This window comes from Sediminihabitans luteus (assembly GCF_002797595.1).
GTDB lineage: Bacteria > Actinomycetota > Actinomycetes > Actinomycetales > Cellulomonadaceae > Paraoerskovia > Paraoerskovia lutea.
In genome coordinates this window covers 1,252,118-1,277,764 of record NZ_PGFE01000001.1, presented here as the reverse complement: position 1 = coordinate 1,277,764, position 25,647 = coordinate 1,252,118, and the positions used below count along the sequence as shown (strand labels likewise).

The 25,647-nt window shown below is 72.0% G+C and carries 22 protein-coding genes and 1 pseudogene; 16 read left to right on the top strand and 7 right to left on the bottom strand.

Going from position 1 to position 25,647, the window contains the following annotated elements:
* Window positions 1-87: 87 nt before the first annotated feature.
* The 3 genes from CLV28_RS16360 to CLV28_RS05985 all read right to left on the bottom strand — a co-directional run bounded on the left by CLV28_RS16360 (window position 88) and on the right by CLV28_RS05985 (window position 2,692).
* Window positions 88-696, bottom strand: a complete 609-nt coding sequence (locus CLV28_RS16360; RefSeq protein WP_100422257.1) for an IS3 family transposase — start codon at window positions 694-696, stop codon at window positions 88-90.
* 301 nt (window positions 697-997) lie between these two features.
* Entirely contained in the window at window positions 998-1,309 is a 312-nt protein-coding gene (locus CLV28_RS16355; RefSeq protein WP_100422256.1) for a transposase, read from the bottom strand.
* A 261-nt stretch (window positions 1,310-1,570) separates the two neighbouring features.
* Entirely contained in the window at window positions 1,571-2,692 is a 1,122-nt protein-coding gene (locus CLV28_RS05985; protein WP_157802527.1) for a DNA sulfur modification protein DndB, read from the bottom strand.
* 706 nt (window positions 2,693-3,398) lie between these two features.
* On the opposite strand from CLV28_RS05985, the pseudogene CLV28_RS05980 reads away from it, so the two are divergent.
* Window positions 3,399-3,795: pseudogene (locus CLV28_RS05980) on the top strand (integrase core domain-containing protein); the annotation flags it as partial.
* A gap of 101 nt (window positions 3,796-3,896) precedes the next feature.
* On the opposite strand, the gene CLV28_RS05975 reads toward CLV28_RS05980, so the two are convergent.
* Window positions 3,897-4,304 (bottom strand): hypothetical protein, encoded by a 408-nt coding sequence (locus CLV28_RS05975; protein ID WP_157802526.1) that lies wholly within the window; start codon window positions 4,302-4,304, stop codon window positions 3,897-3,899.
* Window positions 4,305-4,421: 117 nt separating this feature from the next.
* Between CLV28_RS05975 and CLV28_RS05970 the strand changes: the two genes are divergently transcribed.
* Both CLV28_RS05970 and CLV28_RS05965 read left to right on the top strand, forming a co-directional pair.
* Window positions 4,422-5,474, top strand: a complete 1,053-nt coding sequence (locus tag CLV28_RS05970) for a S66 family peptidase (RefSeq protein WP_100422253.1) — start codon at window positions 4,422-4,424, stop codon at window positions 5,472-5,474.
* Between the two features lie 33 nt (window positions 5,475-5,507).
* On the top strand, window positions 5,508-7,109 hold the full coding sequence (locus tag CLV28_RS05965; protein ID WP_203968317.1) for an MFS transporter: 1,602 nt from the start codon (window positions 5,508-5,510) through the stop codon (window positions 7,107-7,109).
* Here CLV28_RS05965 and CLV28_RS05960 read toward each other — a convergent pair whose 3' ends face one another.
* Genes CLV28_RS05960 through CLV28_RS05950 form a run of 3 tightly spaced genes read right to left on the bottom strand, consistent with a single transcriptional unit; the run spans window position 7,110 to window position 10,077 of the window.
* Window positions 7,110-8,096 (bottom strand): sugar kinase, encoded by a 987-nt coding sequence (locus CLV28_RS05960; RefSeq protein ID WP_100422251.1) that lies wholly within the window; start codon window positions 8,094-8,096, stop codon window positions 7,110-7,112.
* Window positions 8,093-8,950, bottom strand: coding sequence for a fumarylacetoacetate hydrolase family protein (locus CLV28_RS05955; protein WP_100422250.1), 858 nt, complete (start codon window positions 8,948-8,950; stop codon window positions 8,093-8,095). Before CLV28_RS05955 ends, CLV28_RS05960 begins: the two co-directional genes overlap by 4 nt.
* On the bottom strand, window positions 8,947-10,077 hold the full coding sequence (locus tag CLV28_RS05950) for a LacI family DNA-binding transcriptional regulator (protein WP_100422249.1): 1,131 nt from the start codon (window positions 10,075-10,077) through the stop codon (window positions 8,947-8,949). The genes CLV28_RS05955 and CLV28_RS05950 overlap by 4 nt, the downstream gene beginning before the upstream one ends.
* A gap of 236 nt (window positions 10,078-10,313) precedes the next feature.
* Here CLV28_RS05950 and CLV28_RS05945 point away from each other — a divergent pair, with 236 nt between their 5' ends.
* The 13 genes from CLV28_RS05945 (at window position 10,314) to CLV28_RS05880 (ending at window position 25,548) form a co-directional block, all read left to right on the top strand.
* Window positions 10,314-11,621 (top strand): extracellular solute-binding protein, encoded by a 1,308-nt coding sequence (locus tag CLV28_RS05945; RefSeq protein ID WP_100422248.1) that lies wholly within the window; start codon window positions 10,314-10,316, stop codon window positions 11,619-11,621.
* Window positions 11,622-11,692: 71 nt separating this feature from the next.
* Window positions 11,693-12,634, top strand: coding sequence for a carbohydrate ABC transporter permease (locus CLV28_RS05940; protein WP_100422247.1), 942 nt, complete (start codon window positions 11,693-11,695; stop codon window positions 12,632-12,634).
* Window positions 12,634-13,572, top strand: a complete 939-nt coding sequence (locus tag CLV28_RS05935) for a carbohydrate ABC transporter permease (RefSeq protein ID WP_100422246.1) — start codon at window positions 12,634-12,636, stop codon at window positions 13,570-13,572. Before CLV28_RS05940 ends, CLV28_RS05935 begins: the two co-directional genes overlap by 1 nt.
* A 31-nt stretch (window positions 13,573-13,603) precedes the next feature.
* Complete coding sequence (locus tag CLV28_RS05930) at window positions 13,604-14,368, top strand: SDR family NAD(P)-dependent oxidoreductase (RefSeq protein ID WP_100422245.1); 765 nt, start codon at window positions 13,604-13,606, stop codon at window positions 14,366-14,368.
* Window positions 14,365-16,128 (top strand): heparinase II/III domain-containing protein, encoded by a 1,764-nt coding sequence (locus CLV28_RS16195; RefSeq protein WP_100422244.1) that lies wholly within the window; start codon window positions 14,365-14,367, stop codon window positions 16,126-16,128. The genes CLV28_RS05930 and CLV28_RS16195 overlap by 4 nt, the downstream gene beginning before the upstream one ends.
* The gene (locus CLV28_RS05920; protein WP_100422243.1) at window positions 16,125-18,107 is read left to right on the top strand and encodes a DUF4962 domain-containing protein; all 1,983 of its coding nucleotides are present in this window, start codon (window positions 16,125-16,127) and stop codon (window positions 18,105-18,107) included. Before CLV28_RS16195 ends, CLV28_RS05920 begins: the two co-directional genes overlap by 4 nt.
* A gap of 8 nt (window positions 18,108-18,115) precedes the next feature.
* On the top strand, window positions 18,116-18,745 hold the full coding sequence (locus tag CLV28_RS05915; protein ID WP_100422242.1) for a DUF624 domain-containing protein: 630 nt from the start codon (window positions 18,116-18,118) through the stop codon (window positions 18,743-18,745).
* Window positions 18,718-19,926, top strand: coding sequence for an MFS transporter (locus CLV28_RS05910; protein ID WP_100422241.1), 1,209 nt, complete (start codon window positions 18,718-18,720; stop codon window positions 19,924-19,926). Before CLV28_RS05915 ends, CLV28_RS05910 begins: the two co-directional genes overlap by 28 nt.
* A gap of 103 nt (window positions 19,927-20,029) precedes the next feature.
* Complete coding sequence (locus CLV28_RS05905) at window positions 20,030-20,713, top strand: GNAT family protein (protein WP_100422240.1); 684 nt, start codon at window positions 20,030-20,032, stop codon at window positions 20,711-20,713.
* A gap of 216 nt (window positions 20,714-20,929) precedes the next feature.
* A complete protein-coding gene (locus CLV28_RS05900) occupies window positions 20,930-21,550 on the top strand; it encodes a TetR/AcrR family transcriptional regulator (protein WP_170062622.1) in 621 nt (206 codons plus the stop codon).
* A gap of 9 nt (window positions 21,551-21,559) precedes the next feature.
* Window positions 21,560-22,033, top strand: a complete 474-nt coding sequence (locus tag CLV28_RS05895; protein WP_239073286.1) for a GyrI-like domain-containing protein — start codon at window positions 21,560-21,562, stop codon at window positions 22,031-22,033.
* Window positions 22,034-22,198: 165 nt separating this feature from the next.
* Window positions 22,199-22,900, top strand: a complete 702-nt coding sequence (locus CLV28_RS05890; protein WP_157802525.1) for a YbhB/YbcL family Raf kinase inhibitor-like protein — start codon at window positions 22,199-22,201, stop codon at window positions 22,898-22,900.
* A 224-nt stretch (window positions 22,901-23,124) separates the two neighbouring features.
* On the top strand, window positions 23,125-25,548 hold the full coding sequence (locus CLV28_RS05880; RefSeq protein ID WP_203968206.1) for a purple acid phosphatase family protein: 2,424 nt from the start codon (window positions 23,125-23,127) through the stop codon (window positions 25,546-25,548).
* Window positions 25,549-25,647: the final 99 nt, after the last annotated feature.

Here is a 25,647-nt window from a genome sequence, read left to right as displayed (position 1 = left end):
GCTGGCAGATTCTGGGTCTCGGGAAAGTTGGGGCTGAGGGGGTCGGCGTGGCCGAGGTGTACTGAATCGGCCCGAGTTTCGTTCCGTTCAGCTTCTTTGTCCGACAGACGCTGTTTGGGCGGCTGCGAGGTTAGCGTAGTACTCGGCTTCAACTTCTTCGGGAGTGCGCATGCCGAGCTCGCCGTGGAGTCGCTGGTGGTTCCACCACCAGACGTACTCGAGGGTGGCGAGTTCGACCTGCTCGACGGTCTTCCACGGGCCTCTCTGGCGGATCAGTTCGGTCTTGTACAGGTTGTTGATCGCCTCCGCGAGAGCATTGTCGCAACTGTCACCGACGGTTCCCGTCGAGGGTTTCGCGCCGAGTTCGACGACACGATCGGTGTAGACCATCGCCTGATAGTTCGAGCCGTGATCGGCGTGATGGATCGGGCCGTCGAGGTCGCCGCCGGCGTCCCAGGCAGCCATGTCGAGCGCCTGCAAGGGCAGGATCTCGGCCTTGAGGGTCGAGGCGACGTTCCAGCCCACGAGTCTGCGCGAGAACACGTCGGTCACGAACGCGACGAAAGCGAAGCCAGACCACGTTGCGACATAGGTGATGTCGGCCACCCACAACTGCCGGGGTCCTGGTGCGTGGAAGTTGCGCTTGACCAGGTCCTTCGGCATCGCCGCCTTCGGGTCCGACTTCGTCGTGAACACGCGCTTGGACTCTTCACCCCTCGCACGCCCGCGAGCCGCATGAGCCGCTCGGTCTGATCGCGCCCGATGTCCCAGCCGTGGCGGCGCATCAGCGCATGCATCTTGCGCCGCTCCGCATGCAGGCGCGCGACCTCGGGAACGAGCAGGTCGTCACGCAGAGCGCGCGCCGAGGGCGTGCGCGTCTTCGCGGCGCGATAGCCGCGTGAGGTGAGGAATCCCTGGACTGCCGGGCGCAAGACTTGGCAGATGGGCTCGACCCCGAACTGATCCTTGTGCTCATCGATGAAGCGGATCATCTCGGTCAGGGGCGGTCGAGCTCCTTGGCGAAAAACACGCTCGTAGCCTTGAGGATCTCGTTGGCCTTGCGCAGTTCGGCGTTCTCGCGCTTCAGGCGCTTGATCTCCGCCGCAGCCTCGCTGGCATTCGCGACCTTGCCACCCGCGTTGGCCTCCATCTGACGCTGCCACAGGCGAAGCGTCTCGGGGCTCATCCCCAGCAGCCCCGCCACGTGTCGCGTCGCGCTCGTCAGGTTCGGGTGATCTGGCAGCGCTTCAGCGAGCATCCGCAGGGCGCGCTCACGCATCTCCGGCGTGTAACGAGCCGTGGATTCCATCCTTGTCGATCAGACGGAACGAAACCCAGGCCAATTCACTCGCTGGCCTCGCGGCACATACGGCGATGTCGCTCATGTGGGAGGCAAACGGCGGCGGGAACGCCTGACAGAGCCGCTAGAGATGCTCGAGAATCGGTCAGTCTAGAGGTGAGGCCCTAGTGCTGATCCGACCCGCCATGTCGCGGTGGGCCATCCGTCGGTCACTACCGCTTCAGAAGTGCGTGTGGCCCCGCCCGATGGCGGGGCCACACGCACTTGGGGCTAGCGGAGGCGGATGGCGTTTGCCAGGGCCTTGGTGGCGGCGAAGACTTCCTGGTTGCGGGCGGACGGGGTTCCGGTCCCGCTGACGAAGCCGACGTCTTCTGCGGTGAAGAGCTTGGACGTCGGTGCAAAGTCGATCTTGCTCAACGGGCTGACGTAGCGACTGGGGTCGGTTTCTCCGTCAACCTTCATGGCTTCATGCAGAGCACCTGCGATGACGCGGAGCGTGGTGGTGGAGAAGAGAATCGTGCGGCGCCGTGCCGCCTTCATGATCTCCGCCTTCTCCTTCGGATCCTCGAGCTCGGCGAGCTCGTTCTTGACGTTGGTGAACTCGGGAAACGCTGCGTCGATGGTGTCGAAGAGCGTGGTCCCGATGGTGACGAGCTCATCTTCGGTCTTGGTCTTGGGGGAGCGGCCCCGGGGCAGGACCATGCCGAGGTCGAAGCGCTTGAGTCCGTCGAAGACTCCGGCAAGCGAGAAGATCTTCGCGTCGGTGGTCGTGATGCGTGCCTTGCGGGTCTCCACGACATCCTTGAGCAACGGGTGGGTCTCCGCGAGGGACTGAGCCGCGCGAGCGTAGGGGTCGCGGCTGTCGAAGGTGATGTTGAGCGCCTTGGACACGACCTTGGGGGTGGCGTTCATGTCGCTGAACATCTGCCGGCGCTTCATGAAGTCGTCCTCGACGTACAGCACAACGGCGCTGAAGTCGTCTCCGACGTCCTCGTTCTGGCGCACTGCTTCGGCGATGGCGCTGCGACGGTGCTGGCCGTCGAGGCAGCGCAGGCGGGCGTTCGTCGGCAGGACCAGGGTCCCGATGTTGCTGCCCGGTCCAGCGGGGATGAAGTCCGTGTCCTCGACGGTGTCGATCGCGTAGGTCATGGCGCCAAGCAAGTACTCGGCCGGGTTCTCGATGATGTAGTTGACGATGTCCGTGTAGTGCCGCTTATCCAAGTCGCGCTGGACACGTTCAGTGCCGTCGCTGATCTCTGCTTCGGCAGCGAAGTTTCGCAACAGCTCGTGGTTCGTGACCAGGAGCAAATACATCTGACGGTCGCCCTGCTGACCCTTGAGGGCATACAGGTGGATGCCCGGTCGGGCAGGTGTGCTCAGTTCGGTAGTCATCGTGCTCGTCCTCCATGGGGTTGTTGGGGTCTTGCGGTTGGTGGAGTACCTCGGAGGACTCCTCACGTGGGGGTGCCAGGCGGCTCCAGACGCTATGGACACGTCTGTCGCAGCCACCTGGCGCCCCCACGGAGGCTGGTTTTGGAAGCCAGCCCCGAGGTGAACGCGGGGCCCAGCGGCCGCCGTTGACTCCGGATGGGTTGGAATCCATCGATCTACGCCCGACGACCACTGGAGCCAGGCGACGGTTGTGGAGGCCGTCGCCCGTTCCGCAGCTACAGTCATACCTGCCGAGAGCTACCCTAACATAGGGGGCCTCATAGGTCAAGTCTGAACGAAAGTGCACCCTTACGGGGCTCGGCGACTGCCGCGGCTCCGGATGGTATGGACCCATCCCTCAATGCCAAGCAACTCGCTGAACCGGGTGGCGAGTTCGGACCTCGTCACCTTCTCCGCAGGGTTCATCGATTCGGGCCGGGCCCTGGTCGATGAACTGATCATGCACCATCCAGATCGACACCGCAAGGGATGCTTCGAACTTCACCCGCTCGGTGCTGTTAATTATTCACGTCTGGCGAGCGGGTTAGCTAGCAGCCATGCTAATGCGATTCTGGAACTGGTCGTCTGTCCGGACAAACTTTCACCTTTCGCCTGGACAAATCTTCTAAACTTGTCCGATCCTGAGCGAACAGGGGTGTTCCCAAGCTCGCGCACAATCGTCGGCTGGCGAGTCGCGGCGCACATGCGCACCACCATGGTGCTCGACGCTATCGAGATGACCCGCGGGTCCCGCGGCACCCGCCTGGCCGGACTACGGTGCCACTCGGCCGCCGGAGCTCAGTTCACGAGCACTCGCTACGGCGAGCGGCTCGCGGAGATCGGCGCGACGCCATCGATCGGGACCGTCGGGGACTCTTACGACAACGCGCTGGTCCAGACCGTGAACGGCTACAACAAGGCCGAACTCATCCGCTGACCCGCCGTGGAAGACCGTCGAGGACGTCGAGCTCGCCACCCTCGGGTGGGCCCACTGGCACAACGCCGAGCGCTTGCACGGCTACCTCGGAGGCGTCCCGCCGGTCGACTTCGCCGAAATAAAGTGACCAGAGCCTCCATCAGACCCAGGGCGGTTCACGCTGGCGAAGCGCACCTTCGTTCTGCCCAGCTTCGTAGTCCGCCAGATCTTCCATGCGACCCTCAGCGGCTACCCGGTGAGTCCGTCGTCGAAGAAGAGCCAGCGCACCGGCAGATCCGCGCAGGTCGCCTCGCCCGTGTCGACGGCCACCCTCCACAGCACCTCCGTCTCGCCCCGCACTCCGTTCGCGACGTGTGCGACGTAGTCGTCGTCGCCGTCCTCGATGCCGTAGCTGATCGAGCCCACGATCTCGACGCCCGGCGGAGCGCCCGCCTCGAGGGCAGTCATCGCCTCCTCCCGCACCTGGTCCTCGACGTCAGCCGTCCAGAGGAACGAGAGGCCGAAAGCCGTGCCCAGCGCGAGCGGGGCGATGGCGAGGATCATCCATGTTCGCGCGAGGCGACGGCTCCGTCGCAGCTCCTCCTGGTGCATGGTCTCGCCCGCGAGCACCCGCTCGTCACCCACCGCCCTCGTCATGCCCATGACCGTAGGGCCCCTGGCGGGCTCCACGCGGAGGACGCTTCGTGGGCAGCGGAACGCCCGCGCGCCGCGCCGTTGCCTCCGCACCACCCGCCCGGGTGGCAGCATGCCCCCATGGTCCGTCTCCCCGCCCCGCTGCGACCCGGCGACACGATCGCGGTCACGGCTCCGTCGTCCGGCATCCCTGCCTCGTTGTGGCCGCGGCTCGAGTTCGCGGTCGGGTGGCTGCGGGAGCGCGGGTTCCGGGTCGAGCTGGGGGCGTGCCTCGACGGGTCGTCGCACGTGAGCGCCCCGGCGCGCGAGCGCGCGGACGAGCTCATGGCGATGCTGCTGGACCCGCGGGTGCGGGCGGTCGTGCCTCCGTGGGGCGGTGAGACCGCGATCGACCTGGTGGGTCTGCTGGATCTCGACGCGTTGCGTGACGCCGAGCCGACGTGGGTCGTCGGCTTCTCGGACGTCTCGACCCTGTTGACGCCGCTGACGGTGGTCGCGGGCTGGGCGACGCTGCACGCCGCGAACCTCATGGACACCCCGTACGCGCAGGCGCCGGGGCTCGCGCACTGGCTCGACGTCGCGTCGGGGGCGGCGTGGCCGGACGGCGTCCTCCGGCAGTGGTCGCCGGGCGTGCACCGGGCGGGGCCGCCGGACCGTTGGGAGGACGACCCGACGGTCACGTCGCGCACCTGGGACGGGGCGGGGGAGTGGCGCGTGCTCGCGGGCGCGGGTCCGCTCGACGTGGCGGGCCGGCTGGTCGGGGGCTGCCTGGAGACGCTCGGTCCGCTCGGCGGGAGCCGGTTCGCGGACACGTCGGCGCTGCGCGGGCCCGCGGGCGACGAGCCGCTCCTGGTGTACGTCGAGGCGGCCGAGCAGGACGCGTACAGCACGTGCCGCGCGCTGCACGGGCTGCGTCTCGCGGGGTTCTTCGACGGCGCCGCGGCGGTCATGGTCGGCAGGACGTCGGCCCCGGGCTCGCCGACCCTCACGCAGGACGACGCCGTCCTGGACGCCCTCGCCCCGCTGGGCGTGCCGGTGGTGGCGGACGTCGACTGCGGGCACGTGGCCCCGCACCTGACCCTGGTCAACGGCGCGTGGGGTCGGCTGCGGCACGACGGCTCACGGCTCGTGCTCGACCAGCACCTGGACCGGTTGCCCGCGTCATTCGCCTGACGCGGGCAGGAGCGGTAGCCTCAGAAACTCAGCATGCTGAGCATTCTGGAGGTCCCCGTGGCGGAACGCCGCAGATGGTTCGCACTCGTGACGGTGTCGGTCGCCGTCTCGCTCATCATCGTCGACTCGACGATCGTCAACGTCGCGATCCCGTCGATCGTCGACGACCTCGGCATCGACTCGACCCAGGTCCAGTGGGTGCAGGAGTCGTACACCCTGGTCTTCGCGTCGCTGCTGCTCGTGCTCGGCGTCCTCGCCGACCGCTGGGGCCGCCGTCGCGTCATGATGATCGGCGTCGCGGTCTTCGCGGCGTCGTCCCTGCTCGCCGCGCTCGCCCCCACGGGGAGCCTGCTCATCGTCGCGCGCCTCGTGCAGGGTCTCGGCGGCGCGATGATCCTGCCGACCACCCTGTCGATCATCAACGCGACGTTCCGCGGCCGGGAGCGGGGCATCGCGTTCGCGGTCTGGGGCTCCACGATCGGCGGCATGGCGGCCCTCGGGCCCCTGCTCGGCGGCTGGCTCACGACCGACTACTCGTGGCGCTGGGCGTTCGGCATCAACATCCCGATCGCGGTCGTGATCCTCGTCGCCGCCGCGCTCGTGGTCGACGAGTCCCGGGCCGACGACGACCGCGGCACCGACCTCGTCGCGGCACTCCTGTCGGTCATGACGTTCGGCGGCATCGTGTTCGGCCTCATCGAGGGCCGGTCCCTCGGCTGGTGGACGACGCTCGAGGAGTCCGCGACCTGGTGGCCGCTGGGCGTCTCCCCGGTCCCGTTCGCGCTCGCGATCGGCGTGCTCGGCGCCGTGCTGTTCGTGACCCGCAGCCGACGGCGCGCGGCGGCCGACCTCCCCACGCTCGTCCCGCTCGAGCTCTTCACGATCGCGTCGTTCCGCAACGGCAACGTCGCGGCGCTCGTGGTCTCGCTCGGCGAGTTCGGGATCCTGCTGTCGCTGCCGATCTGGCTGCAGAACGTGCTCGGCTACGACGCCCTCGCGACCGGGTGGATCCTCGTGGCGCTCGCGGGCGGCTCGTTCCTCGCGAGCGGCGCGGCCCAGCCGCTCACGCAGCGGTTCGGTGCCGTCGCGGTCGTGCGGGCCGGGATCACGGCCGAGATCGTGGGCGTCGTGGGCCTCGGCCTCGTCGCGAGCCCCACCTCGACGTGGCAGACCGTGGTCCCTTTCCTCGCGGTCTACGGGTTCGGCGTCGGCCTCGCGACGGCCCAGCTCACGGGCGTGGTGCTCGCCGACGTCCCGGTCGAGGCGTCCGGTGCGGCCTCGGGCACGCAGAGCACCGCGCGCCAGGTGGGCTCGGCGCTCGGCATCGCGATCCTCGGGACCGTGCTGTTCACCTCCACCGCGGCGACCCTCGACGCGCGCCTCGAGGCGGACGGCGTCCCCGCGGACCAGCGCTCGACCGTCGTCTCGGCCGTGGTCGACAGCTCGGGCGGCGCGATCGCCGGCCTCGCGCAGGACGAGCGCACCGCCGCCGCGGCCGACGACGCGCGCGACGCCCTCACGCAGGGCACGCGCTACTCCGCGTGGGCCGCGGGCGCGTTCCTGCTGCTCGGCCTCGGCGCGACCCTCACGCTCGGGCGTCGCACGGACGACGAGCGGGCGGGCAGCACCACCTGACTACCGCGTGACCGGCTCGGCGCTCGTCAGCAGCGCGAGGTCGCGGCGCCGAGGGAGCGACTCCCAGTCGCCGTCGCCCGTGCACGCGTACGCGCCCACGGCGGTCGCGGTCGCGAGCGCGGCGTCCTGGCACTCGCCGCGCAGGTGCTCCGCGAGGTACCCGGCGACGAACGCGTCGCCCGCCCCGACGGTGTCGCGCACGTCGACGGGGACGGCGGGGCGCGACGAGGTCCCCTCCGGGCCCACGCACACCGCGCCGTCCGCCCCGCGCTTGACCACGACGGTCCGGGCGCCCAGGGCGCGCACGCGCTCGGCCGAGGTGACGGCGTCCGTCGAGGGGCCGACGAGGATCGCGGCCTCGTCCTCTCCCGCGAAGACGACGTCGCAGCGGGGCACGACCTCGGCGTACAGCGCGCGGGCCTGCGCACGGGTCCACAGCGCCGAGCGGTAGTTGAGGTCGAACGAGAGCGGGACGCCGAGCTGCACGGCACGCTCCACGAGGTCGAGCACGAGACGCCGCGCCGAGGTTGACAGGGCCGGGGTGATCCCCGTCAGGTGCACGAGGGACGCGCCGCGCAGCGCCGCGTCGGGCACGTCGCCGGGCGCGAGGCGCGAGCCGGCGCTGCCGGCGCGGTAGTACCAGACGTGCGTCGCGACCGTCGACCGGCGCTCCTTGAGCATGAGCCCCGTCGGGGCGTCCGCGTCGTGCACGCAGACCGCGCGCACGCCCTCGCCGCGCAGCGTCCGCTCGACGAGGTCGCCCGCGGAGTCGTCACCCACCCGCCCGACCCAGGTGACCGCGGTCCCGAGCCGGTGCAGGCCGATCGCGACGTTGCTCTCCGCGCCTCCGATGCCGAGCGACATCCGGGTGCTGTGCTGGAGCGGCTCGGGCCGCGTGCTGCCGACGAGCAGCATGGTCTCGCCGACCGTGAGCACGTGCGCGGCGCCGGCGTCGCCCGCCACCTCGCGGTCCTGCGGGCCGCTCATCGCGGCGCGACGACGCGCTGGCGCTGCGTGCCGAGGCCCTCGACGCCGAGCGTCATCACGGACCCGGGCTGCAGCCAGGCGGGCTCGGCCATGCCGTTCGCGACGCCCGGCGGCGTGCCGGTGCTCAGGACGTCGCCGGGCTCGAGCACCATGTACCGACTCAGGTGGACCAGGATCTCGAACGGGTCGAGCACCATGGTCGCGGTGCTGCCGGTCTGGCGGCGCGTGCCGTCGACGTCGAGCCACAGGCCGAGCGCGAGCACGTCGGGCACCTCGTCGGGCGTGACGAGCCACGGCCCGCACGGGCTGAACGTCTCGGCGGACTTGCCCTTGAGGATCTGCCCGCCGTGGTCGTCCTGGAACGCGCGCTCGCTCACGTCGTTGTGCACCATGAAGCCCGCCACGTGCTCGCGCGCCTCCGCGGTCGAGCCGAGGTAGCTCGTGCGGCGTCCGACGACGAGCGCGAGCTCGACCTCCCAGTCGAGTCGCGAGAAGCCGCGGGGGGCGCGCACGTCGTCGTCCGGGCCGACGATCGTGTTGGGCGCCTTCGAGAAGACGAGCGGCATCGCGGGGACCTCCGCGCCGATCTCGGCCGCGTGGTCGCGGTAGTTGAGCCCGACGCACAGGATCTGGTGCGGGCGCGCGACCGGGGCCCCGCGGCGGCGTCCGTCGAGCGGCCGGGCGAGGCCCGCGGCGGTGCGCTCGGCGACGAGCGGCTCGAGCCAGGAGAACCCGCGGGGGATCGTGGACTCGTCGACGTCGGGCAGCACGTCGGACACGTCGACGTAGGCGTCCTCGCCGACGACGACGCAGGGGCGCTCGGCCCCCGCCGGGCCGAGGCGGGCGATCCTCACCGCACCGCACCGTCCGTCGTGCTCACGTCGGACGCCCGCAGGTCCGACGCCCGCACCTCGGCGGTCCGCCGCTCGGGGACGCCGCCGACGGGCGGGGGAGCGCTCGACTCGCGCACGACGAGCTCGGGCCGCAGGAGCACCGAGCGGCCGGGCTCGCGGTCGCCGTCGTCGAGCACCTCGCCGAGCGCGAGCGCGGCCATGCGGGCGATGGGCTGGCGGATGGTCGTCAACGGCGGGTCGTAGAGGTCGGCCAGGATGATGTCGTCGAACCCGACCACCGACACGTCCGAGCCGACCCGCAGGCCCTGGTCGCGCAGCCCGCGGCAGAACCCGAGCGCCGTCATGTCGTTGATCGCGACGACGCCGGTCGGAGGCTCCTCGGTGCCGGAGAAGAGGGCGTGCGCCGCGCGTCGTCCGACCTCGGCGGCCTCGACGTCCCCGAACGGGGTGTCCTCGAAGCCCGTCCACAGTGGCATCGCGGTGGGGTCGAGATCGACGGCCTCGAGCGCGGTGCAGAACCCACGGAACCGGCCCGTGCGGTTGACCGAAGCGAGCGAGCCCGAGACGAACGTGAGGCGCTCGTGCCCGAGCGACGTCAGGTGGGAGCCGGCGAGGAACCCGCCGACGTGGTTGTCGATGCTCACGCTCACGACGCTGTCGGGGTCGCCGGGCTGCGCAGGCCGGTCGAACGTGACGAGTCGCAGGCCGCGCGCGACGACGTCGGCGAGGTGGTCGAGCGTCGGCAGCGACGAGCACAGCACGATGCCGCGCACGCCGTCCTCCCAGAGCTCCTCGACGTAGCGGCGCTCGCGCTCCGGGTCGCGCTCGCTGTTGCACAGCAGCACGCTGCACCCGACGGCGAGCGCGGCGACCTCGAGCTCGCGGGCGAACGCGCCCCAGAACGGGTTGCCCACGGACGGGACGATGAGCCCGACGGTCTGGGTGCGGCCGGTGCGCAGCTGGCGCGCGGCCCGGTTGGGGCGGTACCCGAGCTCGGCGATCGCGGCCTCGATGCGCTCGCGGGTGGCCGGCACCATGCGCTCCGTCCTCCCGTTGAGGAGGTTGGAGACGGTGCTGGGGGAGACGTTCGCGGCCTTGGCGACCTGCTGGATAGTCACGCGGCCCACGGGCCCTCCATCGCTTTCGGGGTCGACGACACCGGCACTGGTGCATCGATTTACTCAGATTAGCGCTCCCTGTGGGCGGGAGCAAGACCAGTCGGCAAGCGGATTCCGTGACACCGCTGCCACCGGACCTGTTGACGCCCGTTGACGGTCGTGCGTACCTTGGTGCATCGTTACACCGCACAGACCTCCCGGAGCGGACGGCATCGTCGCCGTCAGCACGACACGAAGGATCAACGATGATCATGAAGAGTCTCACGCGTCGCAGGGTCGCGGTCACCGCCGCCCTCTCGACGCTCGCGCTCGGCCTCGCGGCCTGCAGCTCGGGGTCGAGCGACGACGCCTCGGCCCCCCTGGAAGGCGAGGTGTCGGGCGACATCACGCTCCTGACGCCGATCTTCGAGGGGACCGCCGGCCAGAAGCTGCTCGAGGACGAGCTCCTGCCGAAGTTCTACGAGGAGTACCCCGACGTCACGGTCTCCGTCGACTACACGACGTACGGCAACCTCAACGAGAAGCTCACGACCGCAGCCGTCTCGGGCGCCGTGCCCGACGTCATGATGATGGGCGTCGGCTGGATCGAAGGATTCGCCGAGCGCGGGCTCCTGGCCGACCTCAGCGACCTCGGCCTCACCGAGGACGAGCTGCTCAAGTCCTACACCCCGGCCATCGTCGACGCCGGTACCTGGGACGGCGGCGTCTACGCGGTGCCGATCATGCTCGACACCCGGTTCGGGGTCGCCCGCATGGACCTGCTCAAGGAGGCCGGCTACGACGCGCCCCCGCAGACCTGGGACGAGCTCGTGGAGATGGCCCAGGCGCTCACCGTCCGTGACGACAAGGGCACGCTCGAGCGCACCGGCTTCGACATCATGTCGCTCGACTCGCGCCAGGCGTTCGAGACCATGCTCTTCTCGGCCGACGGCGACCTCTTCGACGACGACGACACGGCCCCTGCGTTCAACGGTCCTGAGGGCACCTCGGCGCTGCAGCTCATGACCGACCTCGTCAACGAGTACAAGGTCGAGGACATCGGCTTCTCGTCGACCGACGAGGCCGTCAACCCCTTGCTCAACGGCCGCGCCGCGATGGGCATCGCCCACAACAACCTGTGGACCCAGGGCCTCGAGGCCGACCCCGAGATGCTCGACAACCTCGAGCCCTTCATCATCCAGGGCGACGGCCAGGGCATGTTCTTCGGCGGCACGCTCGCGACCCGGTCCGCGACCTCCAAGAACCCCGAGGCCGCGCAGGCCCTGCTCGAGTTCCTCGCGAGCCCCGACGCGGCGCTCGCCGCCAACGAGCAGCGCGGCAACGTCCCCGCGCTGACCGAGCTGCTCGACAGCGACTACGTCCAGGGCAACCGGTTCGTGCAGTTCGCGATGGAGAACCTCGACGTCGCCAAGCGCGAGGGCGGCCCCGCCGAGTGGCTCGAGGTCCGTGGCGACTTCGCCCCCGCGGTCGAGTCGGCCCTGCTCGGCCAGAAGGAGCCGCAGGACGCGCTCGACGACCTCGCCGGCCTCGTGCAGACGGCGATCGACCGCTAGCGCACCCACCGGTCGGAGCGTCGGGCCCGCCGCACGCGGGCCCGACGTTCCCGGAAAGAGGTAGGAACCCCATGTCACGCACCGAGACCCCGGCCGGACCGACGCAGGTCCTCCCGGCTCCCGTCCGGCCGCCCAAGCGCACCCACTCGCCCGCCGAGCGCAAGCTGCGCCGTTCGGGCTGGCTGATGGTGCTCCCCGCGCTCCTGCACATCGGGCTGTGGACGGCGATCCCCGTGGTCGCCACCTTCGCCCTCGGCTTCACCGACTACAACGTCTTCTCGCCGCCGCGGTGGATCGGCCTCGACAACTACGTCGAGATCGTGCAGGACCCGGTGTTCCGCAAGGCCACGTGGAACACCATCCAGTACACCTTCTGGACCGTGCCGGTCTCGATGTTCATCGCGCTCGTGATCGCGGTCGCGCTGAACCAGGGCCTGCGGCTGCAGAAGTGGTACCGCACCGCGTTCTTCCTGCCGCAGGTCACCGCGACCGTCGCCATCGCGATGGTCTGGCTGTGGATCTTCAACCCCCAGCAGGGCCTGCTCAACGCGTTCCTCGGGGTGTTCGGGATCCCCGGTCAGGCGTGGCTCGCCGACCCGGACTGGGCGCTGTGGTCCGTGATCCTCGTGGGTGCGTGGCAGGGCATCGGCATCAAGATGCTGATCTACATCGCGGCGCTCCAGAACGTCGACGAGAGCCTCTACGAGGCGGCGTCGGTCGACGGCGCCTCGACCGTCCGCAAGTTCTTCGCGATCACGGTCCCGATGCTCAAGCCGGCCACGTTCTTCGTCCTCGTGATCTCGATCATCAACGCGTTCCAGGTGTTCGACCAGATCTACGTCCTCACCGACGGCGGTCCCGCGAACGCGACCACGATGATGACCTACGAGGTCTACCGCTCGGCCTTCGAGGAGTTCCGCATGGGCATGGCCTCCGCGCAGTCCGTCGTGCTCTTCTTCTTCCTGCTGTTCATGACGCTCGTCGGACGACGCGCCACCCGAGAGGACAGCTGATGGCTCTCCTGACCCCAGCGATCACGCCCGCCGACGACGTGAGGCCCGCGGGGCCGCCGCCCCGCAAGCACCGCCCCGTGGCACGCACCCGCAACAAGGTGCTGCTGCACGTCGCGCTCATGCTCGGCGCGGTGACCATGATCATCCCGTTCGTCTGGATGATCTTCACGTCCGTGAAGTCGCCCGCGGAGCTCGCGCAGTACCCGCCGACGTTCTTCCCGCAGGAGTGGCACTGGTCGAACTACGCGGACGCGCTCGACGCCGCACCGTTCGGCCTGTACTTCCGCAACAGCTTCATCATCGCGACCGGGCACACCCTGATCACGCTCGTGGTCGGCTCGATGGCGGGCTACGCGCTCGCCCGGATCCGGTTCCGGGGACGCGAGATCGTGTTCCTCACGCTCGTCGCGATGCTCATGATCCCGACCTACACCAAGATCGTCCCGCAGTTCCTGATCGTGAAGTTCATGCCGCTGTTCGGCGGCAACGACATCCTCGGCCAGGGCGGCACGGGATGGCTCAACACGTGGTGGGCGCTGATCATCCCCGGCGGCCTGAGCGCGACCTCGATCTTCCTGTTCCGTCAGTTCTACCTCTCGCTCCCCAAGGAGCTCGAGGAGGCGGCCCGGCTCGACGGTCTCGGCGAGTTCCGCATCTTCCTGCAGATCTACACGCCGCTTATCAAGCCGGCGATCGCGACGGTCGGCCTGCTGACCTTCCAGGAGAGCTGGAACAACTTCCTGTGGCCGCTCCTGGTGACCACGACCGAGAACCTCCGCGTGATCCAGGTCGGGCTCGCGGTGTTCCAGCAGCTCGACAACACCTCCTGGCACTACCTCATGGCCGGAACGACGCTCGCGACCGTGCCCATGGTGGTGCTGTTCGTCGCGGCGCAGAAGTACTTCATCCAGGGATTCACGAGCTCGGGCATCAAGTAGCACCCGCTCGCCCCTCAACGAAAGAGGAACCATGCAGCAGGATCTCAACGGACGCCGCGCACTCGTCACGGGCGGTGGGCACGGCATCGGCGCCGGCATCGCGATCGCCCTCGCCGAGGCGGGCGCCGACGTGGCCGTCCACTACGCGCACAGCGTCGACGCGGCCGAGTCCGTCGTCGACAAGATCCGCGGCCTCGGACGCCGCGCGGTCGCCGTCCAGGGCGACCTGACCGAGGCCTCGGCCGCGACCCGCGTGGTCGACCTGGCGGTCGCCGAGCTCGGTGGCCTCGACGTCGTCGTCAACAACGCCGGCCACCTGGTCGGCCGTGCGACGATCGCCGAGATGTCGGACGAGCACTGGGCCAAGGTCTGGGGCGTCAACGTCTCGAGCGCGTTCTACGTCACGCGTGCGGCGATCCCGCACCTGGTCGCGAGCCCCGCGGGCCGCGTCGTCACGATGGCGTCGCTCGCCGCCGAGAACGGCGGCGGCGCGGGCTCGGTCGCGTACGCCGCGGCCAAGGCGGGCGTCGTCGGGTTCACGCGCGGGCTCGCCAAGGAGCTCGCGGGCGACGGCGTGACCGTGAACGCGCTCGCGCCGGGGTTCATCGGCGACACCCCGTTCCACGACACCTTCACGCCGCGCGAGGCGCAGGCCGGCATCGTCGCGGGCATCCCGCTCGGGCGGGCCGGGACCGTGGACGACGTCGCCGCGGTCACGACCTTCCTCGCGTCGGACGCCGCGGGGTACCTCACGGGGCAGGTCATGGACGTCAACGGCGGGCTGAACTTCCGATGACCGACGTCCCCACCGCGCTCGGCGGGTGGTGGCACGACTACGTCTGCCCGACCCACGGCACCGAGCTCGTCGGACCCGACGGCGGCGCGCACCGGTGCGCCCGGGGCTGCGCCGTCGTGGGGCCGCGGTACGACGCGGCGCGCGTGGTGCTCGAGCACCAGGCGTGCGCCCGGCAGGTGCGGCTGCTCGCCCGGCGGGCGGCCGCGACCGGCTCGACCGCGGACCGCGAGCACGCGCTCAAGCTCCTCGCCGACTACGCCGCGGTCTACGCGCAGGCCGTCGGCCCGGGCTGGAACGACGCCGCCGAGCCGTGGATGCTCCGCGGCCGGCTGTTCGCGCAGGCGCTGACCGAGGCGCAGTGGGCCGTGCAGATCGCCGACGCCGTGCTCGTCCTGGGCCGCGAGAACGTCGATGGCGTCACGTCGATGCTCGCCGACCTCCTGACCACCCTCGACGAGGCCTACACGATCCTCGTGCACGACCGCGACGACGAGCGCAACAACTACACCGCGTGGCTCGGCGCCGCGGGCGCGCTCGTCGCGCAGGCCCTCGGCGCGTCCCCCGGGGTCGTCCAGACCTGGTGGTCGCGCGTGCTGCGGCACGTCGGCCTCGCGGTCGGCGACGACGGGTGGGAGTGGGAGGGTTCGACGTACTATCACCTGTTCGTCCTGCGGGCGTACCTGCTCGCGCTGCGCGGTGCCGACCCGTCGGCCCTGCCCGCCGAGCCCGCCCGCCGGATCGCGGCGATGGTGCGCGTGCTGGCCGAGGTCGCGGCCCCGGACGGCCGCCTGCCCGCGCTGCACGACGGACCGTACGACCGGGCGCCCATGCACCGGGAGGTCCTCGAGATCGCGGCGCTCGCCCGCGGGTTCGTGACGGACCCGGGCCTCGACGCGGTCGAGCGCTTCGCGCGCGAGCGCCTCGGCGCCGACGACGACGGTCTCGAGCGGCTGCTCGACGGCTGGTTCCCCGGCGGGCCGGTGGCCTCGCCCGCCCCGGCCCGGGGCAGCGTGCTCTTCGAGGAGGTCGGGTACGCCGTCCTGCGCGACGAGGACGACACGTTCCAGGCGGTGCTCGACGCGGGGCCGCACGGCGGCTCGCACGGGCACCTCGACAAGCTCGCGGTGTACCTCTACGGGGCGGCCGCGTGGCAGCCCGCGCCCGGCGTCCCGCCGTACGCGAGCCCGCTGCGGCACGGGTACTACGCGCGCACGCTCGCGCACCCCACGGTGCGCGTGGACGGGCTCGACCAGGTCGAGACCACGGGCCGCGTCGAGCGCTGGGACGCGCGCGCGGGGCACGTGACCGCGAGCGCCGAGGTGCGCCCGGGGGTGCGGCTGCGGCGGACGCTGCGGCTGGCTCCGGGGTGCCTGCTCGACGTGGTCGCGGTGGACTGCGACGAGGAGCGGGACGTGACGCTGGGGCTGCGTCCGGCGGTCGACCTGGCGGTGCGGGTGGTGGGCGAGGGTGCCGAGACCACCTGGACGGCCGCGGACGGCGCGACGCTGCACGGGTTCCACGGGGCGTCGGTCGCGGCGGCGATGGTCGCGGCGCCGGGCCGTGGTCCGTCGCACGACCCGGCGGCGGCGCGGACCGTGGTCGACTGGGCGGCCCGCGGGTCGCGCGTCGTCCTGGCGTCGCTGTACCACCACGGTCCGCGCCCGCCGCGGGCCGTGCAGATCTCCGTCGCGCCCGAGGGCGGCGCGACGTTCCGGCTGACGACCCCTGACGGGGTCACCACGATCGAGGTGGCACCATGACCGACCCCCTGCTCATCGCCGACCGCGAGGACACGCTGCGTGCCGAGGTGCACGACGTGCGCGCGCCGCAGTTCCGGCGTCTGCTCGACGAGTGCGAGCGGTACCGCACGATCGCGCTGCCCGAGGAGCACCCGCTCGCGTCGATCACGTACATCGGTGCGGCGTCGGCGAACCTGGCGCTGGCGCACCGGCTGACGGGGCAGCAGCACTACCTGGACGAGCTGCGCCGCTGGGTCGCGACCGCGGTGTCGTTCCCGCACTGGGGCCGGGCGAACATGCCCGACCACGACCTCGACGCGGGCTGGTTGCTGCACGGTCTGGGGCTGGCGTACTCGTGGGCGGGCGACGCGCTCGAGGCGGACGAGCGGGCGGCGCTGCGCGACAAGCTCGTGCTGCAGGGCACGCGGCTGTACGAGTTCGCGGTCGAGTCCGAGGGCGGCTGGTGGTCGTCGTCGTACTGGCAGAACCACAACTGGATCTGCTACGCGGGGCTCGCGACGGCGGGCTACGCGGTGCAGGCGGAGCACCCGGCGGCGCGGGGCTGGACGGAGCGGGCCAAGGGGAACTTCCGCACGGTCCTCGAGATGCTGCCCGAGGACGGGTCGAACAACGAGGGCGTCGTGTACTGGCGGTACGGGGTGCCGTGGCTCGTGTCGTACCTCGACGTGCTCAAGGCGCAGGAGGGGATCGACTGGTTCGCGACGAGCGACTACCTGCGGGAGACGTTCTGGTACCGGCTGTACCAGGCGGCGCCCGACATGGAACGGATCGTCGACCACGGGGACTGCCACGACCGGCGCAGCGGCCACCCGGTCGCGATGTACTACAAGCTCGCGTCGGAGTACCGGATCCCGCAGTGCCAGTGGTTGGCCGACAAGGTCGCGGGGGAGTTCTTCTGGCGCGAGGCGTACGAGAGCGGCGTGCGGCCGGGCGTGCGGGCCGAGGCGTACCAGGAGCTGCTGTGGTTCGACCCGACGGCCCCGTCGCAGGGCCCGCAGGAGCTCCCGACGAGCCGGTACTTCGCTGACCTCGGGCTGGTCGTGGGGCGCACGTCCTGGGAGGCGGACGCGGTCATGGTGTCGTTCAAGGCGTCGCCGGGCGGTGGGCACAAGGCCTGGGAGACGTCGCACCGGATCGCGCGCGAGACGGGGTGGACGACCCTGAACGCGGGGCACCATCACCCGGACGCGGGCACGTTCGTGCTGCTCGGGCACGGCGCGTACCTGGCGCTCGACGAGGGGTACTCGTCGCGCAAGCGGACCGAGCACCACAACGCGGTGCTGGTCGACGGGCACGGGTTCGTCAACGAGGACCGCTACCACGTGTTCGAGAACCTGGCGCACGAGTACGAGGCGCACGTGGTGACCACGACCCTCGCGGACGGCTGGGTGCACGCGGTCAGCGAGACGTCCGCGATGTACGACCGCGACCTGGGCGTCACGCGGGCGCGCCGGCACGTGGTGCTGACCCCGGGCGGGTCGCTCGTCGTGCTCGACGACCTGCGAGCGACCTCGCCGCGCGCGTGGACGTGGCTGCTGCAGACCGAGAACCCGGCGCGGCCGGACGGGGCGGGCCGGTGGCTCGCGGAGGCCGGCAGCGGGTCGATGCGCGTGACCGCGCTCGACGACGTGGACGACGTCCTGGTGCACCCGACCCCGGTGCACGCCAACCCGACGTCGTCGACGCCGAGCCTCGCGATCGAGAAGGTCCAGCACACGATCCGGCGCACGAGCGCCCCGACGAGCACCACGCGCTTCCTGACGGTGCTCGAGCCGCGGGCGTGGGACGACCTCGATCCGGCGGAGATCACGACGCACGAGACCGACGGCGGGGTCGTCGTGCGCATCACGCGCGGCGGCACGACCGAGGAGGTCGAGCTGAGCCTCGAGCCCGTCGAGGACGACGTCGACGGTCGCACGACGGGACCGGGCTTCGCCGGTCGCGTCGTGACGGCCGCCGTCTCGGGCGCGCGGGCGTGAGGTCGGCCGTGGCGGCGAGGCCGCGCGAGCGCCGGGGCGGGGGCTGGGAGGGCACGGCCCTGCGGGTCCTGGGCTACCCCGCGAACCTGGCGCTCGCCGGGGTCGTCGCGTTCCTGGTCGCGGTACCCCTCGTGACGGCGTTCCCCGCCGCGGTCGCCCTCGCCCGTGCGCTCGCCCGGTGGCAGGACGACGGGGACGACGCGGTCGCGACGAACGTCGTGCGCGAGCTGCGCGCGACGTGGCGGCGCACGTGGCGCACGGGCGTACTCGTCGGCGTCGCGCTGGTCCTGCTGACCGTGGACGTGCTGTTCCTCGTGGCGCAGCTCTCGACGCCGTCGGCCGGTGCGGCCGTGGTGCTCGGCGGCGCGACCGTGCCCGTCGTGTGCGTCGTCGCGCTCGTCCTGCTGCTGGTGCCCGTCGCCGTGGCGGGCGACCCGGACGGCGACGTCCGCACGTGGTTGCGCGGCGCCGCCGGGCTCGCGGCACGCCGGCCGCTGCGCGTCGTCGGGACGCTCGCGCTCGGCGGGCTCGTCGCCGCGACGTGCGTCGCCCTGCCGACCCTCGCACCGTTCTTCCTGATGTCCCTGCCGCTCGACCTCGCGCTGCGCGCGTGGCCGAGGGCGAGCACCGCCGGGTGACGGCGCGCGGCAGGCCGCCGGGGCGTGGCGCGCTGTGGGTGCTGTACGCCGACACGCTCACGATGGCGGTCGGGTTCTACATGCTCGTGCCCCTGCTCGCCTACCACTTTCTGCAGGACCTCGGGCTCACCGTGGCGGTCGTCGGGGCGCTCGCAGCCCTGCGGTCGGCCGCGCAGAACGGCGTCATGCCGTTGTCCGGGTGGGTCGCCGACAGGATCGGCTACCGGCGGGCCATCGCGGGCGGCGTGCTCGTGCGCGCCGCCGGGTTCGCGGTGCTCGGCTCGGGCGTGAGCGTCCCGTGGCTCGTGCTCGGCTCCGTGCTCGCCGGGCTCGGCGGCGCACTGTTCCACCCGGCGAGCTACGCCGCGTACACGGCGCTCGCGGCCGGGCACGACTCGGTGCGCGTGTACTCGACCCGTGAGCTGTTCTCGAACCTCGGGTTCGTGGTCGGGCCCATGGTCGGCGGCCTGCTCGCCGGCGTCGACTTCCGGTGGGTCGCGTTCGGCTCGGCCGCGCTGTTCGTCGGGGCGTTCGTCGTCACGGTCGTCGGGCTGCCGGGCGACCTCGCCCCGCCGGGCGTCGAGCGGGCGCGGCTCGGGGCCGCGCTGCGCGACCGCACGTTCGTCCGGTTCTGCGCCCGGGCCGCGATGCTGTGGTTCCTCGTGTCCCAGCTGTACCTCGTGGTGCCCGTGCGGGCGGCCGCGGTGCTGCCCGGATCGGTCGGCGTCGGCCTCGTGTACACGGCCGCCGCGGTGTTCATGGTCGTCGTGATGCTGCCGCTGACGGGGTTCGCGTCGCGCCACCTCGAGCCGCACCGGATCCTCGCGCTCGGCGGGCTCGCGCTCGGGGCGGGCGTCGCGACGATGGGCCTGTGGGACTCGGTCGCGGGGCTGCTCGTCGGCGTCCTGGTCTTCACGGTCGGGCAGATGCTCTCGCAGCCCGTCATGAACGCGGTCGTCTCCGACCTCGCCGACGGCGGGGCCGTGGCCTCCTACTTCGGGGCCCTCGGCCTCGCGCAGGCGCTCGGCGGGATCGTGGGCAGCACCGTCGGCGGCCTGCTGTACACCGCCGCCGCGTCGCCCGGCCCGGCGGGCACGTGGCCGTGGGTCGTGTTCCTCGTCGCGGGGATCGTGGTCGCGGTCGCGTTCCTGCGGTTCGGGCCGACGGCGCGCGCGGCCTGACGTCCGTGGCCCCGTGGCCCCGTGGCCCCGGGGGCGCGGACGGTGCGCCCACGCGCCACGGGACGTCGCCGGCCCTGCGCGTTGCTCGCGCGATGATGGTGCGGTGGCCACCGCACCGATCGTCCTGCCGTCGACCGACCCCCGCGTCCCGAGCCTCCTCGCCGACGGCTGGGTCGTGGTCGCCGAGTCCTGGGGTGCGCGACTGCGCCTCCGGTCCGACGCCGACCTCGACCCCGCGCGTGCCGCACTCGCCCGTGCCGTGGCCGCGGGCGTCGTCGTCGAGGAGCTCACGGGTGACGACGTGCCCGACGAGGTCGCCGCGCTCGAGGCGCTCACCCACCCCGACTACCCGCAGACCCCTGCGACCCCGCACACCCTCCTGGGCGCGGACGACGTCGCCGCGCTCGTGCGCGACGGCGTGCGGTTCTTCGGCGCCCGCGCGGCCCACGGCGGGGGTTCGGGCGCCCGTCCCGACGGTCCCGGTGCGGAGGATGCCCGGTGGACGTCGTCCGCGCCGAGGCCGGTCCCGGCGCTGACCGCGGTGACCGGCGTCCGACGCGAGGGAGAGCGCGCCGAGACCGAGTTCACGTCGGTGCATCCCGACCACCGGCGCGACGGTCTCGCGACCGCGGTCAAGGCCGCGTCGGTGCTCGCGCTCGCCGCCGAGGGCGTGCGCGTGCTCGGTACGGGCGGTGCGCAGGTCAACGCCGCGAGCGTGCGGATGAACGAACGGCTCGGGTACGTGCTCGAGGAGCGCTGGCTCACGCTCGCGGAGGCCGCGGACTGATCGTGCCGGCGCACGATGCGCGGGTGGGGGACGCCGCCCTGGATGCCCCCCTGCGGCGTCCAGGACCGCGCCGTGCGATTCGCGAGTCTCCCCGGAACTTCGGCCGAGCCTACCGGATTACGCACAGAGGTGGATCGAATATCCGACGGGTGGACGCGGCCGCGGTGCCGGGCGTGCCGCAGGGGACGCGCAGGTGCCGTTGGTAGCGTCACCAGCATGTCGTCGTCGCCGCCGGGGCGGCCCCAGGACCCTGCGATCACCGACGCGCTGCTGCGCGTGGGCGAGCGAGTCATGCGCACCGACGGCTACTCGCGGCTCACCGTGGAGAGTCTGTGCAGCGAGATCGGCACGACGCGTCCGGCGTTCTACCGCCGCTTCCCGAACGTCGCGCACCTCGCGTTCGCCGTCATCTCGTCGCGGTACGGCAACGAGCCCACCCCGGACACGGGGTCGCTCGCCGGCGACGTGCTCGAGCTCCAGCGCGGTGAGGTGCTCATGTTCTCGGACCCGCTGCTGCACCGGAACCTGCCGGGCATCCTCGAGTCGGTGCGCACGGACCTGGACGTCGCGCGCCTGTACGGCGAGGGGTTCATGGGCCCGCGGCGGGTGCGGGTCGTGCGGGTGGTCGACCGGGCCGTCGCGCGCGGAGAGATCGGGCCGCCGCACGACCTGCCGTTCGTGTGCGACGTGCTCGTCGGGCCGATCCTGACCCGCGCCCTGCTGCCCGGGCCCGGCGGGCTCGACGAGGACCTCGCCCGCAGCACCGCCGACGCCGCGCTCGCGCTGCTGCGGGCCGCACAGCCCGTCGGCCGGGCGCCGGAGCGCGGCGGCTCGTAGGCTCGACGCATGACGAACGAGCTGACCGTCGAGGTCATGGACGAGCCCACCCTGCTGCTGGCGGCGCGACGCGCCACGGTCCCGTTCGCGGAGCTTCCCGCGTTCTACGACGCCGCGTACGGCGCGGTCGCGCACGCGCTCGGGGCGCGCGGACTCGGCCCCGCAGGTCCCGCGTACGGCTGGTACGCGAGCATGCCGTCCGACGTGGTCGACGTCGCCGCGGGCTTCGCGGTCGAGGGCGTCGAGCCGGGTGCCCTGGGCGACGGCGTCGAGGTCTTCGAGGTCGCGGGCGGACCGTGCGCGGTCGCGACGTACGTGGGCCCGTACGACGGGCTCGGGGAGGCGTGGGGTCGGCTCGAGGCGTGGCGCTCCGAGCGCGACCAGGCGGTGCGCGGCGACTTCTGGGAGGTCTACGTGACCGAGCCGAGCCCCGACGGCGACCCGGCCGCGAACGTCACGCGCCTGGTGCTGCCGCTCGCCTGAGCCTGCGCGGCGCCGCTGTCCGGGCGAGCGTCACGTTCCGGCCCGCTCGCCTGCCCGGGAGAGGGCCCGAACGTGACGTTCGCGCGTGTGCATGTGCGCGCGCGGCGCCCTGTGGGACGCTTCTGCCACCGCCGCGCAGGGGCGCGGCCCGAAGGGGGAGTCGTCGTGCGCAGTTCGTCGGTCGTGGTCCGGGACGTCGGGGTGCGGGTCGGTCCGCTCGTGCTGGCCGGTGCACTCCTGGCGGGGTGCTCGTCGGACGCCGAAGCGTCCCCCGCGTCGTCCTCGGGGCCCCGCTTCACCGCGCTCGACACCAGCCTGCCGGGGTGGTTCGAGGCCACCCCGGACCTCTCCGCGGAGGTCGTCGCGACGGCGTACGCGGCGTCCGCCCCCACGACCCTGCGCGCCGGGGGCGAGGTCCGGGTGCTCGACCATCGTGGGGCGAGCCCGGACGAGGTGGTCGAGGCCTTCACGTCGGGCGACGGCTCGGAGGTGATGACGGACGCCGCGAAGGCGCAGATGGTCGCGCTCGTCGAGGCGACGAGCGTCCAGCCCTCCGCGTCGGTCGAGGTCACGCCCTGCGAGGACGCGGGGATCGAGCCCGAGCAGCCGCACGAGATCTGGTCGGACGCCGAGGCGGGCACGATGATCGCGCGGTCGTGCGTGTACGTCGTCGTGACCCCGGCCGACCCGGACGCCCCGCAGACCGAGACGCTCGAGGGCGTCGTGCTCACGGTCGAGGTGCCGGACGACGACACCGCGCTGGGCACGGGCGCGACCTCCGGGGTGGCGGTGCTCGACACCGAGGTGCTGCACGCGATCGAGGACTCGGGGCTGTCCTGGTACGAGTACGTCGCCGACCGCCTCTGACCGGCTCGCGCGAGCGTCACGTTCCGGCCCGTTCGCGGCCCAGGGAGAGGGCCAGGACGTGACGCCCGCGCACGAGGAGGGCGCGCACGGGCAGGTGCCCCGCGCAACCGGCACCTGCGCGCCCCCCGCACGCCCCACCCCGTTCACCACGCGTTCGGTCGCCCCGGCGACGATCGCGGCGGCACTGACCGGTGCCCACCGGAGTGAACGGAAGAGAGCACCCCATGAATCACGGAGCGACGCCCCTGCGGCGCCGCCTGGTCCGTCCCACGGCCGCGACGCTGGGCCTCGTGCTCGTCGCGGGTGCGGTGACGTTCGCAGCCACCACGGCCAGCGCCGCGGACCTGCCCGCGTCGTACCTCGGGGCGGGCACGACCTGGCACTACTCGGACGACGACACCGACCCTGCGGCCGGCGCCGCGGACCGCCTCGGGTGGACCGAGGGCGACTTCGACGACACGACCTGGAAGACGGCGGCCGGGCCGTTCGGCGCCAAGCGCGGCCTGCCCACGGGCCTCGGCACCGGGTTCCCGGTGGGCACGCTGCTCACGCAGTACCTGCCCGGCACGACGACCGACGTGCGCACGTTCCACTTCCGGTCGGCGTTCGACGTCCCGGCCGACAACCTCGCCGAGATCAGCGCCCTCACGGGCACCGTGACGTACGACGACGCCGTCCAGGTGTTCGTCAACGGCACCAAGGTCGCAGGCTTCGTCGACGACCTCGTCGAGGCCGCGCCCGAGGCCCAGCGCAACCTCATGTACGCGGGCGACGCGAACGGCGACCCGCTGACCTCGACGTTCACCGTCCCGGCGGACGCGCTCGTCGCCGGCGAGAACACGATCGCGATCGCGCTCTACCAGGACCGCGCGACGAGCAGCGACGTCTACCTCGATGTCAAGGACCTCGCGCCCGTGCACGTCGACACCCCCGTCACGGTCTCGGACGTCGTGCTCGGCATCGGCGCCGACGAGTCGCAGCGCAACGTCTCCTGGTACACCGGCACCGACGTGCCGCAGGTCGCGCAGGTCGCACGCACCGCCGACCTCGTCGACGGGAAGTTCCCCGCCGCGGCCGTCACGGTCGACGCCACCGGCGGCCCGACGACGAGCGGCGAGTTCGACCGCAAGGCCACGTTCACGGGCCTGCAGGAGAACACCGCGTACTCGTACCGCGTCGGCACGCCCGGCTCGTGGTCGCCGACGTCGACGTTCCGCACGCAGGACTTCGACGGCGACCTCGAGTTCCTGTTCTTCGGGGACCCGCAGATCGGTGCGTCGGGCAACACGGCCGCGGACGGCGCGGGGTGGGCAGACACGCTCGACGTCGCGCAGGCCACCTACCCGGACGCCGAGATGCTGTTCTCCGCGGGCGACCAGGTCAACAGCGCGGGCTCCGAGAGCCAGTACGACGCGTTCCTCGCGCCGTCGCAGCTGCGCGAGATCCCGTTCGTCCCGACCAACGGCAACCACGACGTCGGCTCCAAGGCGTACGAGCAGCACTTCAACGTGCCGAACGACGACCCGACGGCCGGTGCCGGCACCGCGACGTCCTCGGGCGGCGACTACTGGTTCATCTACAAGGACGTGCTGTTCGTCAACATCAACTCCAACTCGCGCGACGACGCCGCGCACAACGCGTTCATGGAGAAGGTCGTCGCCGAGCACGGTGACGAGGCGCGCTGGAAGGTCCTCGCGTTCCACCACTCGATCTACTCGGTCGCCGCGCACACCGACGACTCCGACATCAAGGCCCGCCGCGCGTCGATGCCCGCGACGATCTCGGACCTCGGGTTCGACGTCGTGCTCATGGGCCACGACCACAGCTACACGCGCAGCTACCTGATCAAGGACGGCGAGGTCGCGGACGCGGCCGAGGTGCCCGGCCAGGCCGACGTCACGGCCGACGAGGGCGAGGTCCTGTACGTGACCGCGAACTCGGCGAGCGGCTCCAAGTACTACGCGGTCAAGGCGCCCGACGCGCCGTTCGCGTCGGTCATCAACCAGGAGAACGTGCGCAACTACTCGGCGGTCGAGATCACGGACGACGCGATCTCGATCACCACGCTGCGCAGCGAGGCCAAGGACGGCGAGCGTCCCGTCAACTCGGTCGTCGACGAGATCACGCTGCACCGCGCCGACGACGCCACCCCGGTCGCCGACGACGAGCAGCGCCTCCAGGTGACCGTGCCCGAGGGCAGCACCGACCCGGGCGAGCTCGTGTGGAACGTCGACGGGTCGAACGACCTCGTCGACCTCGGCACCGCCACGGCGCAGGGCGACCACTGGGCCGCGACCGGCTCGATCAACCCGATCCGCGTGACCGACACGCGCACCGCCGGCCCGGTGTGGTCCGTCTCGGCGCAGGTCTCCGACTTCGCGTCGGACGGCGGGACGTTCTCCGGTCGGTACCTCGGCTGGGCCCCGACCCTCGTCCAGGCGGGTGGCGGCGCGAGCGCCGGCGCCACGGTCGCCTCCGGGTTCGGGGGTGGCGGGCCGGGCCTGTCGACGTCGTCGACGCTCGGCTCCGCGGGCGTCGGCCACGCGCTCGGCACCGCCCTGCTGGGCGCCGACCTCGACCTGCGCATCCCGGTCGACGTCACCGACGGCACCTACCAGGCGACGCTCACGCTCACCGCGCTGAGCTGACCCGCCGGCGGCCGGGGCGGGAGCACCCCCCGGCCGCCGCACATCCCGGCGACGCGGGGCGGCGTCGGGCGGCCCAGCGCCGCCCGGCGCCGACCCGTG